At 73.3% G+C, this 11,933-nt stretch carries 13 protein-coding genes; 7 read left to right on the top strand and 6 right to left on the bottom strand.

Annotated features, from left to right (window positions below; translation table 11 throughout):
- Positions 1 to 58 precede the first annotated feature (58 nt).
- Both ACFVQZ_RS32155 and ACFVQZ_RS32150 read right to left on the bottom strand, forming a co-directional pair.
- Positions 59 to 292, bottom strand: a complete 234-nt coding sequence (locus ACFVQZ_RS32155) for a hypothetical protein (protein ID WP_051787423.1) — start codon at positions 290 to 292, stop codon at positions 59 to 61.
- A gap of 63 nt (positions 293 to 355) precedes the next feature.
- Positions 356 to 1,330, bottom strand: a complete 975-nt coding sequence (locus ACFVQZ_RS32150; protein WP_030492770.1) for a DEDDh family exonuclease — start codon at positions 1,328 to 1,330, stop codon at positions 356 to 358.
- 329 nt (positions 1,331 to 1,659) lie between these two features.
- Here ACFVQZ_RS32150 and ACFVQZ_RS32145 point away from each other — a divergent pair, with 329 nt between their 5' ends.
- The 3 genes from ACFVQZ_RS32145 to ACFVQZ_RS32135 all read left to right on the top strand — a co-directional run bounded on the left by ACFVQZ_RS32145 (position 1,660) and on the right by ACFVQZ_RS32135 (position 4,286).
- Positions 1,660 to 2,373 (top strand): VIT family protein, encoded by a 714-nt coding sequence (locus ACFVQZ_RS32145; RefSeq protein ID WP_030492769.1) that lies wholly within the window; start codon positions 1,660 to 1,662, stop codon positions 2,371 to 2,373.
- A 166-nt stretch (positions 2,374 to 2,539) separates the two neighbouring features.
- On the top strand, positions 2,540 to 3,211 hold the full coding sequence (locus ACFVQZ_RS32140) for a lysoplasmalogenase (RefSeq protein ID WP_383628299.1): 672 nt from the start codon (positions 2,540 to 2,542) through the stop codon (positions 3,209 to 3,211).
- A 31-nt stretch (positions 3,212 to 3,242) separates the two neighbouring features.
- Complete coding sequence (locus ACFVQZ_RS32135) at positions 3,243 to 4,286, top strand: zinc-dependent alcohol dehydrogenase family protein (protein WP_383628297.1); 1,044 nt, start codon at positions 3,243 to 3,245, stop codon at positions 4,284 to 4,286.
- On the opposite strand, the gene ACFVQZ_RS32130 is transcribed toward ACFVQZ_RS32135, so the two are convergent.
- Together ACFVQZ_RS32130 and ACFVQZ_RS32125 are read right to left on the bottom strand one after the other, a co-directional pair.
- Complete coding sequence (locus tag ACFVQZ_RS32130) at positions 4,276 to 5,574, bottom strand: CoA transferase (RefSeq protein ID WP_383628295.1); 1,299 nt, start codon at positions 5,572 to 5,574, stop codon at positions 4,276 to 4,278. The two genes, ACFVQZ_RS32135 and ACFVQZ_RS32130, sit on opposite strands and share 11 nt — an antisense overlap.
- A gap of 92 nt (positions 5,575 to 5,666) precedes the next feature.
- Positions 5,667 to 7,211, bottom strand: a complete 1,545-nt coding sequence (locus ACFVQZ_RS32125) for a S8 family serine peptidase (protein WP_383628293.1) — start codon at positions 7,209 to 7,211, stop codon at positions 5,667 to 5,669.
- A 273-nt stretch (positions 7,212 to 7,484) separates the two neighbouring features.
- On the opposite strand from ACFVQZ_RS32125, the gene ACFVQZ_RS32120 reads away from it, so the two are divergent.
- The 3 genes from ACFVQZ_RS32120 (at position 7,485) to moaA (ending at position 10,647) form a co-directional block, all read left to right on the top strand.
- A complete protein-coding gene (locus ACFVQZ_RS32120) occupies positions 7,485 to 7,859 on the top strand; it encodes a DUF485 domain-containing protein (protein WP_030492764.1) in 375 nt (124 codons plus the stop codon).
- The gene (locus ACFVQZ_RS32115) at positions 7,856 to 9,511 is read left to right on the top strand and encodes a cation acetate symporter (protein WP_383628291.1); all 1,656 of its coding nucleotides are present in this window, start codon (positions 7,856 to 7,858) and stop codon (positions 9,509 to 9,511) included. Before ACFVQZ_RS32120 ends, ACFVQZ_RS32115 begins: the two co-directional genes overlap by 4 nt.
- Positions 9,512 to 9,657: 146 nt before the next feature.
- Positions 9,658 to 10,647 carry a GTP 3',8-cyclase MoaA gene (gene moaA / locus ACFVQZ_RS32110; protein WP_383628289.1) on the top strand — a complete coding sequence of 330 codons (990 nt, stop codon included), beginning with the start codon at positions 9,658 to 9,660 and terminating at the stop codon, positions 10,645 to 10,647.
- Here the strand turns inward: moaA and ACFVQZ_RS32105 are convergent.
- Together ACFVQZ_RS32105 and ACFVQZ_RS32100 are read right to left on the bottom strand one after the other, a co-directional pair.
- Entirely contained in the window at positions 10,630 to 10,881 is a 252-nt protein-coding gene (locus ACFVQZ_RS32105; RefSeq protein WP_036413664.1) for a hypothetical protein, read from the bottom strand. The two genes, moaA and ACFVQZ_RS32105, sit on opposite strands and share 18 nt — an antisense overlap.
- 228 nt (positions 10,882 to 11,109) lie before the next feature.
- On the bottom strand, positions 11,110 to 11,454 hold the full coding sequence (locus ACFVQZ_RS32100; protein WP_030492760.1) for a DUF3099 domain-containing protein: 345 nt from the start codon (positions 11,452 to 11,454) through the stop codon (positions 11,110 to 11,112).
- Positions 11,455 to 11,621: 167 nt separating this feature from the next.
- On the opposite strand from ACFVQZ_RS32100, the gene ACFVQZ_RS32095 reads away from it, so the two are divergent.
- Positions 11,622 to 11,897 carry a GlsB/YeaQ/YmgE family stress response membrane protein gene (locus ACFVQZ_RS32095; RefSeq protein WP_030492759.1) on the top strand — a complete coding sequence of 92 codons (276 nt, stop codon included), beginning with the start codon at positions 11,622 to 11,624 and terminating at the stop codon, positions 11,895 to 11,897.
- Positions 11,898 to 11,933: the final 36 nt, after the last annotated feature.

Raw genomic sequence — 11,933 nt, 5'->3', positions numbered from 1 at the left:
CGCCCGCCGGCGCCCAGGATCGTTTCTTCGCTTGTTCCTCAGGGACCGGGAAAGGGGCTCACACCCGGTCGACGATGCCCGCCTTCCCCTCCGCGCGGGCGCAGTGGGCGCCGCAGTACCAGTTCCCCTCGACCTCGACGCCCTGCCCGATGATCTGGACCCGGCAGTGCTCGCAGATGGGCGCCATGCGGTGGATGGCGCAGGCGAAGCAGTCGAAGACGTGCACCGCCCCTTGGGCATGGACCTCGAAGGACATGCCGTAGTCGTTTCCGCAGACCTCACAACGTGCCATGCGCCACAGGGTGGGCCCCCGGCTCCGCGCGCGCCGCGCGGCACGCCCGCCGGGGCCGGGGTGTCACCCGTCTGCCGGGGCGACGTCGCGCAGCAGGTGGGCGTAGGCGGCCTCGTCGAGGATCGGGGTGCCGAAGCTCTTCGCCTTGACCGTCTTGGAGGTGCCGGCGTCCGGGTCGTTGGTCACCAGCAGGCTGGTGAGCCGGGAGACCGAGGTCGCGACATGCAGCCCGGCCTCGACCGTGCGGTCCTCCAGGAGTTCGCGGTCGACGGAGGTGTCGCCGGAGAAGGCGACCCGCATGCCCTGCTTGAGCGGCTTGTCGCTCTCGTACCGGCCGGGGTTGGGGTACGGGCAGGCCGGCCGCTTCCGCGAGGGGCGCCAGCCGCCCGCGCGGTACGAGGACTGGTGGCCGATCAGCGGGCGGGCCGGCGCGGCGGCCCACTCGGTGAGCGGGCGGCACTCCAGCAGCGGCAGCCGGACGCCCCGCTCCGCCGCCGCGTGCAGGCTCGGGCGGAACGCCTCGGCGAGCACGCGCGCGTCGTCGAGGGCGTCGTGCGCGCGCTGCTGCACCACGCCGAAGTGGGCGGCCAGCGAGGACAGCTTGTGGTTGGGCAGCGGCAGCGCCAGCTCCTTGGCGAGCGCGATGGTGCACAGCCGCTGCCTCACCGGCGCGGTCAGCTCGGCGCGCGCGTACTCCCGGGCGATCATCTGCCAGTCGAACATCGCGTTGTGCGCGACGAGGACGCGGCCGTCGAGGCGGGCCGAGAACTCCTCGGCGATCTGCGCGAAGAGCGGCGCCCCTTCGAGGACGTCGCTGGTGAGGCCGTGGATCCACACCGGTCCCGGATCCCGCTCCGGGTTCACCAGCGTGTACCAGTGGTCCTCCACGTGTCCCTGCGCGTCGAGGCGGTAGACGGCGGCGGACACGATCCGGTCGTCGCGGGCGAGACCGGTGGTCTCCACGTCGACGACCGCGTAACCCTGGGGGTACGCGGCCGGCCATGTCGCTGCTGTCGTGCGGTCGTCGAGCATGGTCACTGAGAATACGGCCCGCGACCGACACTCCCGTCCCCGGTGTCCGGCTTGTCCCTGATGTCCCCTGTGGTGGTGGCCGGTACGGCGACCTGCCGGCCCGTCACCCCGCGCGCGGACCGACGCCGCGCGGCTGCCGGCGCGCTGACGCGCGGGCGCGCGGCGGTCGGCGCGGGCGGTCCCGGGGTCCCCCGCCGGCCGGCGACGGGGCCGGGGCCCGCTCCCTCTCTGACGCCCGGTCAGCCATCTGCGCGCGTTCCCGGGGACGGGGGAGAGGCACGCGCGCGTGCGGGTCGCTCCCCGCCCGGCGGGCCGGCGGGTGCGACCCTCCAGGGGTGACCGCACCCCCCGCCCCCGACCCGGCCCACGGCGGCGGCCTCGGTTCCCGGCTCAACTGGCTCCGGGCCGCCGTGCTCGGAGCCAACGACGGCATCGTCTCCACCGCCGGCCTGGTCGTCGGCGTCGCAGGCGCCACCGAGTCCCAGGCCGCCCTGCTCACCGCCGGACTCTCCGGCCTGCTCGCCGGCTCCCTCTCCATGGCCGCCGGCGAGTACGTCTCCGTCTCCGTCCAGCGCGACTCCGAGGACGCCGCCCTCGCCACCGAGAAGCGCGAGCTGCGCGACAGCCCCGCCGCCGAACTCGACGAGCTGACCGACCTCCTCACCGCCCGCGGCCTCAGCCCCGACGTGGCCCGCGAGGCCGCCGAACAGCTCACCGCACGCGACGCCCTGCGCGCCCACGCGCGCGTGGAGCTCGGCATCGACCCCGACGACCTCACCAACCCGTGGCACGCCGCCTGGGCCAGCTTCCTCGCCTTCACCGCGGGCGCCCTCCTCCCGCTCCTCGCGATCGTCCTCCCGCCCGCCTCCGTCCGCCTCTGGGTCACCGTCGCCTCGGTCCTCGCCGCCCTCACCGCCACCGGCTGGTGGGCCGCCCGGCTGGCCGCCGCCCCCGCCGCCCGGGCCACCCTCCGCACCGTCGCCGGCGGCGCGCTCGCCATGGCCGTCACCTACGCGGCCGGCTCCCTCCTCGACGTGGCGGGGGTCTGACCCCGCGAGAGACCTCGTGAGCCCGCGAGAGACCTCGTGAGCCCGCGAGACCTCGTGACCCCGCGACGGCCCGCGCATACTCGTCGGTAACGAGGTCTGTCCCCGCCCCGGGTCCGCGTCGTACCGTCGGCGCCATGCCGCACCCGACCGCCCCGGAGCCCGCCGCGTGACGACCCCGACCGCCGTCCCCCGCCCGGCCGCGGCCCGCCCCGCCCTCACCCGTGCCCTGGCGGCCGCCTTCCTCCTCGCCGCCGCCGTCGACCTCGGCTCGCTGCTCGCCGGCGCCGACACCGGGCACCTGATCGCCAAGCCCCTCCTGATGCCGCTGCTCGCCGCGTACGCCGCCACCCTCGGCGCCCCGCGGCTGCTCCTCGCCGCGCTCCTCCTCGGCTGGGGCGGCGACGTCCTGCTGCTGCTCGACGGCGACGCGGCCTTCCTCGCCGGCATGGGCTCCTTCGCCCTCGGCCACCTCTGCTACCTGGCGCTCTTCGGCCGCCGCCGCACCTCCCCGGCGCTCGGCGCCCTCTACGCCGCCGCTCTCGCCGGCACCCTCACCGCCCTCTGGCCCGACCTCCCCGCCGACCTGCGGATCCCGGTCGCCGGCTACTCCCTGCTGCTCGCGGCGACGGCCTGCCGCGCCGGTTCCCTCGGCGTCCTCGCCGGCACCGGCGGCGCCCTCTTCCTGCTCTCCGACACTCTCATCGCCACCGGCATCGCCGGCTGGCCCGCGCTCCCCGCGCCCGACTTCTGGGTGATGCTGACCTACCTCGCCGCCCAGTCCCTGCTGACCGCCGGAATCCTGCGGGCGGGCCGGCTCGGGGCGAGCGATGTACGGTGAATGTCGTACGAACTGCTGACAGCGAGGAACCATGCGCGCCACCACCATCCATGCCCCGTACGACATGCGCGTGGAGGAGGTGCCCGACCCGGTCGTCCAGGACCCCACGGACGTCGTCGTCCGGGTCCTGCGCGCCTGCATCTGCGGCAGCGACCTGTGGGCCTACCGCGGCGAGTCCGCCCGGCAGCCCGGCCAGCGCATCGGCCACGAGTTCCTCGGCGTCGTCGAGGAGACCGGCTCCGAGGTCCGCGGCTTCACCCCCGGCGACCTGGTCGTCGCCCCCTTCGTCTGGTCCGACGGCACCTGCGAGTACTGCGCCGAGGGCCTCCAGACCTCCTGCCCGCGCGGCGGCTTCTGGGGCTCGGTGGGCTCCGACGGCGGCCAGGGCGAGGCCGTGCGCGTCCCCTTCGGCGACGGCACCCTCGTCAAGCTCCCGGCCGGCGCCGCCTCCGACGACCGGCTGCTGACCGCCCTGCTCGCGCTCTCCGACGTCATGGGCACCGGCCACCACGCCGCCCTCGGCGCCGGCGTCCGCCCCGGCTCCACCGTCGCCGTCGTCGGCGACGGCGCCGTCGGCCTCTGCGGCGTCCTCGCCGCCCGCCGCCTCGGCGCCGAGCGGATCATCGCGCTGGGCCGGCACACCGCCCGTACCGACATCGCCCGCGCCTTCGGCGCCACCGACGTCGTCGCCGAGCGCGGCGAGGCCGCCGAGGCCGCCGTCCGCGAACTCACCGGCGGGCAGGGCGCCCACGGCGTCATCGAGGCCGTCGGCACCGAGCAGTCCATGCGGACCGCCGTGAACATCACCCGCGACGGCGGCTCCATCGGCTACGTCGGCGTCCCGCACGGCTCCGGCACCGGCCTCGACCTCTCCGTCATGTTCGACCGGAACATCGCGCTGCGCGGCGGCGTCGCCCCCGTCCGCGCCTACATCCCCGAACTGCTCCCCGACGTCCTCGACGGCACCATCGACCCGTCGCCGGTCTTCGACCTCGCCGTCGGCCTCGACGGCGTCCCCGGCGGCTACAAGGCCATGGACGAGCGCACCGCCCTCAAGGTCCTCGTCACCCCGTAGCCCACACCGGGGCGTCCGCCCCCGCGACGCCCGGCGGGCGCGACCAGCCCGCCGGGCCGCCCTCGTACGCCACCGGCGACACCGCGTGCCGCAGCCGCCCCAGCGGCCCCTCCGACTCCGTGAGGTACCGCCCGGGGTCGTACCGGGGCAGCCCGTGCGCCAGCCAGTGCCCGGTCTGCGCCAGCGCCAGCCGGACCAGCCGGCTGCCGCCGTCCCGCTCCTGCTCCGTCAGCGACCGCAGCACCGCCGCCGCCAGCAGATACCCCGTCCCGTGGTCCAGCGCCTGCGCCGGCAGCGCGCCCGGCTCCTCCGCCGACCCCTCCACGACCGCGATCCCGGTGGCCGCCTGCACCAGGCTGTCGAAGCCCCGCCGGCCGCCCCACGGCCCGTAGTCGCCCCACGCCGACAGCCGGGCCGTCACCAGCCCCGGCCGCTCCAGGCCGTACCGCTCCAGCGCCCCCGGCCGGTAGCCGGTCACCAGCACGTCCGCCGCGTCCAGCAGCTCGTCGAAGGTCCGCCGGTCCGAGCGCCGGTCCAGGTCCAGGGCCGCCGTCCGCTTCCCGACGTCCGTGTCCGCGTGCTGGTCCGGCAGCTCCGGGCGGCCCGGCGGGTCGATCCGCAGCACGTCCGCGCCGAGCAGCGCCAGCGTCCGGGTCGCCACCGGCCCCGCGATGACCCGGGTCAGGTCGAGCACCCGCAGCGGCCCGGTCCGCCGCCGGGGCGGCGCGTCGTCCAGGCGCGACCGGCTCAGCACCGGCCGCGCGGCCACCTCCCGGCCCTGCTCGTGGGCGGCCCACGCGCCGGGCGTCCGCAGCGCCACCGCGAGGCCCCCGGAGGCGTACACCGCCTCCTCCACCCCGGCCGCCGTCCGTCCGCCGACCGCCTCCGCGACCGCCTCCACCGCGTCGGGCACGCCCAGCGCCGCCAGCAGCGCGGCCTTGTGGTGCGGGTAGTTGGCGTGGGTGCGGACCCAGCCGTCGGAGGCCCGCCAGAACCGGGACAGCGGCGCGAAGCTCACCGGCGCGCGCCCGTCCACCCGCAGGTGACGCTCGCTCACGAAGGCGGTGGCCACGGCCCCGTCGTCCACCCGCACCGGTCCCGCCACGCGCGCGTGCTCCACGGCCGCGAGCCCGCAGACCGCGACCGTCGCCCGCGCCAGGTCCATCACCGGCAGCCGGGCCGGCAACAGCCCCGCCACCCCGCCGTACTCCACCCGGTCGACCAGGGCGGGATCGCCGCCGAGAGCCGCCCACAGCGCTTCCGTACCGCTCCGAACCGTGCTGTCCATGCCCGCACTATGGCACCCGGTGCCACCCTCCGGACAGGCGCGAGGGCCCCGGTGTGGCAGACCACACCGGGGCCCTCTTCCGGCGACGGGCGTCAGTGCTTGCGGACGGCGTCCAGCGCGTCCACCAGACCGGCCCCGTAGAAGCCGTTCTTCTGCTTGCCGCCCTCGCAGACGGCGTCGACGGTGCCGTTGCCGTCGATGTCGTACGGGTTGGTGCAGGAGCGCTCGTCGGCCTGCGCGTACAGCAGCGCCTTCAGCGCGGCCGGGCTCGCGTTCGGGTGCGTCGACTTCAGCAGCGCGAGCACACCGGCGGCGTGCGGCGACGCCATCGAGGTGCCGGCCTTGTAGTTGTAGCCGCCCTTGACCGTGGTCGACAGGATGCGGCCGTTGACCGCCGGGGCGTCCGGGGTCTGGAACTCGGTGCGGTCACCGCCGGGGGCGGCGATGTCGATGACGCCGTGACCGTAGTTCGAGTACGACGCCTTCAGGTCCTTCGCGCCGGTCGCCGAGACCGTCACGACGCCCGGCAGCTGGGCCGGGTAGTCGAAGCACTCGCTCGGGTCGATGTCACGGGTGACCGCCGTGCTGTCGTTCGGGCTGGAGGTGTCCGTGATGGTGTCCGCCGCCAGGTCGAACTTGGAGTTGCCGGCCGCGGCCACGTTGACCGTGCCCTTCTTCTCCGCGTACCGGGTCGCCCGGGTGACCGCCTCGACGAGGGCCTTCTGGTCCTCGTCCGTCTTGCAGGCGAACATCCACGGGTCGGTGTAGTAGCTGTTGTTCGTGATGTCGACGCCGTGCTCGGCCGCCCACACGAAGCCGCAGACCACGGCCTCCGTGTAGAAGAAGCCGTCCGGGGTGGACACCTTGATGCCGGAGACCTTCACGCCCGGGGCGACACCGGTGACGCCGACGCCGTTCTTGGCGGCGGCGATCGTGCCGGCCACGTGGGTGCCGTGGTCCGACTCGCCCGGGTTGGGGCGCCACGAACCGGCCGTGGTGTCCGGCTTGCCGGAGACGCAGTTGGCGGAGGCGGCGGTGTCGAAGTTCGGCGCCAGGTCCGGGTGGGTGTCGTCCACGCCGGTGTCGATGACGGCGACCGTCACCTTGCTGCTGCCGAGGGTCTTCTGGTGCGCCTGGTCCGCCTTGATGGCCGGCAGGTCCCACTGCAGCGGCTCCAGCGGGTCCTGCCCGTCGGAGGCGGTCGCGGCGGCGGCGGTGGCCTCGGCCGCGGTCAGCTCCTGCGAGGCGTCGCCCACGGAGTCGTCGCCCTGGACCTTGAGCGGGGCGGTACGGGTCGCACCCGCCGACACCACACCGCGGACCGCGCGGATCTGCTGCGCGAAGGCCGGGTTCTGCGAGTGGACGACGATCACGCCTATCTGGTCGTACGCGATCACGACCTCGCCGCCGGCGGCGGCGATCGCCTTCTTCACCGAGGCGGCGGTCCAGCGACCGCCCTCGATGTTGACGACGTACGAGAGCTTCTCGCCCGTCGACGCGGCGGTGGCGGCCGCCGGGGCATCGCTCAGCTCCGCGGCGGAGGCGGCGCCGGAGGGGAGGAAGCCGAGCGAAGCGGTGAGCGCGAGACCAGCAGGCAGAGCGAGTACTCGGCCGCGCCTCGATCCCAGATGAGCCATGGGTTCTCCACATCATCCGTATGTACTGACCGGGCACGGGGTTGCGCACGGTCAGGTGCATGACGAGTGAAGCTATCGCCCCCCTCCCCGCGCATCAATGAGTTGAGAAGACTTCATGAAGATTCCCGCGGAGAAATCCACTCCGCTGAACCACTTCGCATCCGGCTCCGTGCCGTTGAGCAGGGGAGGGGCTCCAGCAGGCGCCCCGTTCCCGCACCCCCCGGTGAGGCCCCCTTGACCATGCCGTCCGTCCCCGCGTCACGAGGAGATTCCGTGGCTACCGAAGCACCGCCGCCGCAGAGAAAGGGCTCCGGGACCGACCCCGGCCCCGCCCGGCCCACCACGGAGCAGTTCGTCGAGGTCCAGGCGAGCGAGGAGTTCGGCGAACTCCGCCGCACCTACCGCTCCTTCGCGTTCCCCCTCACGATCGCCTTCATCGCCTGGTACCTGCTCTACGTGCTGCTCTCCAACTACGCGGGCGGCTTCATGGGCACCCGCCTCTTCGGCAACATCAACGTGGCGCTCGTCCTCGGCCTCGGCCAGTTCGCCACCACGTTCCTCATCGCCTGGCTCTACTCCCGCCACGCCGCCCGCAGCCTCGACCCCAAGGGCGAGGCCATCAAGGCCCGACTGGAGGGCGACGCATGAGCAGCACCCTCGCCACCGCCCCCGCCCTGCTCGCCGCCGGCAACGCCACCACCGAGCACCGGCCGCTGATCATCGCCCTCTTCGCGGCCTTCGTGATCGCCACCCTCGCCATCACCGTCTGGGCCGGCCGGCAGACCCGCAGCGCCGCCGACTTCTACGCCGGCGGCGGGCAGTTCACCGGCTTCCAGAACGGCCTCGCGATCTCCGGCGACTACATGTCCGCCGCGTCCTTCCTCGGCATCTCCGGCGCCATCGCCCTCTACGGCTACGACGGCTTCCTCTACTCCATCGGCTTCCTCGTCGCCTGGCTCGTCGCCCTGCTCCTGGTCGCCGAACCGCTCCGCAACTCCGGCCGCTTCACCATGGGCGACGTCCTCGCCTACCGGATGCGCCAGCGCCCGGTCCGCACCGCCGCCGGCACCTCCACCATCGTCGTCTCGATCTTCTACCTGCTCGCCCAGATGGCCGGCGCCGGCGTCCTCGTCTCGCTGCTCCTCGGCATCTCCAGCGACGGCGGCAAGATCGCGATCGTCGCCCTCGTCGGCGTCCTGATGATCGTCTACGTCACCATCGGCGGCATGAAGGGCACCACCTGGGTGCAGATGGTGAAGGCGGTGCTGCTCATCGCCGGCACCCTCCTCATCACCTTCCTCATCCTGCTGAAGTTCGACTTCAACCTCTCCGACCTGCTCGGCGCCGCCGCCACCAACAGCGGCAAGGGCGACGCCTTCCTGGAGCCCGGCCTCAAGTACGGCGTCACGGAGATCTCGAAGCTCGACTTCCTCTCCCTCGGCATCGCCCTCGTCCTCGGCACCGCCGGCCTGCCGCACATCCTGATCCGCTTCTACACGGTGCCGACCGCCAAGGCCGCCCGGAAGTCGGTCAACTGGGCCATCGGCATCATCGGCGCCTTCTACCTGATGACGATCGTCCTCGGCTTCGGTGCCGCCGCCCTGCTGAGCCCGGAGACCATCACCTCCTCCAACAAGGCCGGCAACACCGCGGCCCCGCTGACCGCCCTGGAGGTCGGCGGCGGCGCCGACTCCACCGCCGGCGCCATCCTCCTCGCCGTCATCTCGGCCGTCGCCTTCGCCACCATCCTGGCCGTCGTCGCCGGACTGACCCTCGCGTCCTCCTCGTCCTTCGCGCACGACATCTACGCCAACGTGATCAAGCGCGGACAGGCCACCGAGAAGCAGGAGATGCGGGCCGCCCGCTGGTCCACGGTCTTCATCGGCATCGTCTCGATCGCCCTCGGCGCCCTCGCCCGCGACCTCAACGTCGCCGGCCTGGTCGCCCTCGCGTTCGCGGTCGCCGCCTCCGCCAACCTGCCGACGATCCTCTACTCGCTGTTCTGGAAGCGGTTCACCACCCAGGGCGCGCTCTGGTCGATCTACGGCGGCCTGGTCTCCTCCGTCGTCCTCGTCCTCTTCTCCCCGGTCGTCTCCGGCGGCCCGAGCTCGATGTTCAAGGGCGTCGACTTCCACTGGTTCCCGCTGGAGAACCCCGGCCTCGTCTCCATCCCGCTCGGCTTCCTCCTCGGCTGGCTCGGCTCCCTCCTCTCCAAGGAGGAGCCGGACGCGGGCAAGTACGCCGAACTGGAGGTCAAGTCCCTCACCGGCGTCGGCACCGCCGCCGCCGTCCAGCACTGACGCGTCGCACCGCTCCGAGGCCGGCCGCGTCGTAGGGTCCTACGACGCGGCCGGCGCCGTCCTCGTGACAATCGGGCCCTGCCCGATGTCCGCGCCGTCACGTAGGCTCGGGAAAAGAAGCGAACCTGGAGAAGGGGAGGGGGACCGTGCTCCTCGACACGTACGGCCGAGTCGCCACCGACCTGCGCGTTTCCCTCACGGACCGGTGCAATCTGCGCTGCACCTACTGCATGCCCGAAGAGGGCCTGCAGTGGCTGGCCAAGCCCGACCTCCTCACCGACGACGAGATCGTCCGGCTCATCCGGATCGCCGTCACCGACCTCGGCGTCACCGAGGTCCGCTTCACCGGCGGCGAGCCGCTGCTCCGCCCCGGCCTCGTCGGGATCGTCGAGCGCTGCGCCGCCCTGGAGCCCCGCCCGAAGATGTCCCTGACCACCAACGGCATCGGACTGAAGCGCACCGCCGCCGCCCTCAAGGCCGCCGGCCTCGACCGGGTCAACGTCTCGCTGGACACCCTGCGGCCCGAGGTCTTCAAGACCCTCACCCGCCGCGACCGCCACCACGACGTCCTCGACGGCATGGCCGCCGCCCGCGACGCCGGCCTCACCCCCGTGAAGGTCAACGCGGTCCTGATGCCGGGGCTCAACGAGGACGAGGCCCCCGACCTCCTCGCCTGGGCGATGGAGCAGGGGTACGAGCTCCGCTTCATCGAGCAGATGCCGCTCGACGCCCAGCACGGCTGGAAGCGCGACGGCATGATCACCGCCGGCGACATCCTGGACTCCCTCCGCACCCGCTTCACCCTCACCGAGGAGGGCGCCGACGAGCGCGGCTCCGCCCCGGCCGAGCGCTGGGTCGTCGACGGCGGACCGCACACGGTCGGCGTCATCGCCTCCGTCACCCGCCCGTTCTGCCGGGCCTGCGACCGCACCCGGCTCACCGCCGACGGCCAGATCCGCACCTGCCTCTTCGCCACCGAGGAGACCGACCTGCGGGCCGTCCTCCGCTCGGACGCTCCGGACGCCGACGTCGCCGCGCTGTGGAAGAAGGCGATGTGGGGGAAGAAGGCCGGCTCGGGCCTGGACGACCCGAGCTTCCTCCAGCCCGACCGTCCGATGTCAGCGATCGGCGGCTGAGTCCCCGGCCTCCGGCCCGCCCGTCCCGTCCTCGTCCCACTCGGCGAACGGAACGACGTCCTTCAGGAACCCCCGCACGCCCAGGAACTGGGAGAGGTGCTCGCGGTGCTCGTCGCAGGCGAGCCAGGTCTTGCGCCGCTCCGGCGTGTGCACCTTGGGGTTGTTCCAGGCGAGCACCCACACGGCGTCGGCCCGGCAGCCCTTCGCGGAGCAGACCGGCTTCTCGTCACTCACGGGACCATTGATCACCGGAACATTGTCCAGCAAGGGCGATGCCGAGCAGCCACGGGGGGAGCTGCCCGGCATCGGTCCGTCGCTCCGACGGGGGATGCGGAGCGCGTACGCAGTATGTCACGGCACCCCCGGTGCGGTGCACCGGAACTTCATGATTGATCTGAGCTTTTCTTGAGGTTCCCGGCGGCGTTCCCGCCACGTTCCGTGACCGGGGCACAGGGGTCCGCCTCAGGCGTGCCCGTACGGCCGTTCCGCTCCGGATTCCGCCCCGCCGTCGGCCGGGCCGAGGGCCGGCCGCACCGGCGCGGACAGATACGCCGACGGCAGCTTCGGCGTCGACTCGCGCCCCGCGTTCGCGATCACCACCGCGATGTAGGGCAGCAGCACCCCCAGCGCCAGCGCGACGATCGCCACGTGCCGCTCCACGTTCCACAGCACCGCCGCCGCGATCACCGAGAGCGTCCGGACCGACATCGAGATCACATAGCGCCGCTGCCTGCCCCGGACGTCGTCCGCGAGCCCCTGCCGGGCCCCGGTGATCCGGAAGACCTCCGGCTCTCCGCGCTTCCGCATCGCGTTCCACCACCCGCAGCTCACGCCGGACCTCCCCGTCCGGACCTCTTTTCCACGGTACGCCCCGCCCTCCGGGCCGACGAGACCGGGGCTCGTACGGTGGCGCCCGACATGCGCCGTATGGCTTACGGGTCGAAACTGGGGCCACATGCGCAAAGGAGGCGGATATGAGTTGGTTGTGGGCGATCGTCGTCGGTCTGGTCCTGGGTCTGCTCGCGAAGGCGATCCTCCCGGGGAAACAGCAGATCCCACTCTGGCTGACGGTGATCTTCGGCATTCTGGGCAGCGTCCTGGGCAACGCGGTCGCCACCTGGATCGGCGTCAACGACACCAAGGGCATCGACTGGATCCGGCACCTGCTCCAGCTCATCGGTGCCGTGGTCGTGGTCGGCGTCGGCGACATGCTCTGGGCCTCGATGAAGGGCACCAGAAGGCGCGCCTGACCGGCGCCTGGCCGGCGCGCAAGAACACGGAAGACA

The organism is Streptomyces sp. NPDC057854, assembly GCF_042797055.1.
In the GTDB taxonomy this organism is placed as follows: domain Bacteria; phylum Actinomycetota; class Actinomycetes; order Streptomycetales; family Streptomycetaceae; genus Streptomyces.
Note: the sequence above shows the minus strand (reverse complement) of the source record. Positions and strands in the feature narration are given on the sequence as shown.

Bases quoted from the DNA above. Each gene is read 5' to 3' on its own strand.
- ACFVQZ_RS32130 (WP_383628295.1), bottom strand. From the start codon at position 5,574: ATGGACAGCACGGTTCGGAGCGGTACGGAAGCGCTGTGGGCGGCTCTC.
- ACFVQZ_RS32155 (WP_051787423.1), bottom strand. From the start codon at position 292: ATGGCACGTTGTGAGGTCTGCGGAAACGACTACGGCATGTCCTTCGAG.
- ACFVQZ_RS32125 (WP_383628293.1), bottom strand. From the start codon at position 7,211: ATGGCTCATCTGGGATCGAGGCGCGGCCGAGTACTCGCTCTGCCTGCT.
- ACFVQZ_RS32100 (WP_030492760.1), bottom strand. From the start codon at position 11,454: ATGCGGAAGCGCGGAGAGCCGGAGGTCTTCCGGATCACCGGGGCCCGG.
- ACFVQZ_RS32115 (WP_383628291.1), top strand. From the start codon at position 7,856: ATGAGCAGCACCCTCGCCACCGCCCCCGCCCTGCTCGCCGCCGGCAAC.
- ACFVQZ_RS32095 (WP_030492759.1), top strand. From the start codon at position 11,622: ATGAGTTGGTTGTGGGCGATCGTCGTCGGTCTGGTCCTGGGTCTGCTC.
- ACFVQZ_RS32135 (WP_383628297.1), top strand. From the start codon at position 3,243: ATGCGCGCCACCACCATCCATGCCCCGTACGACATGCGCGTGGAGGAG.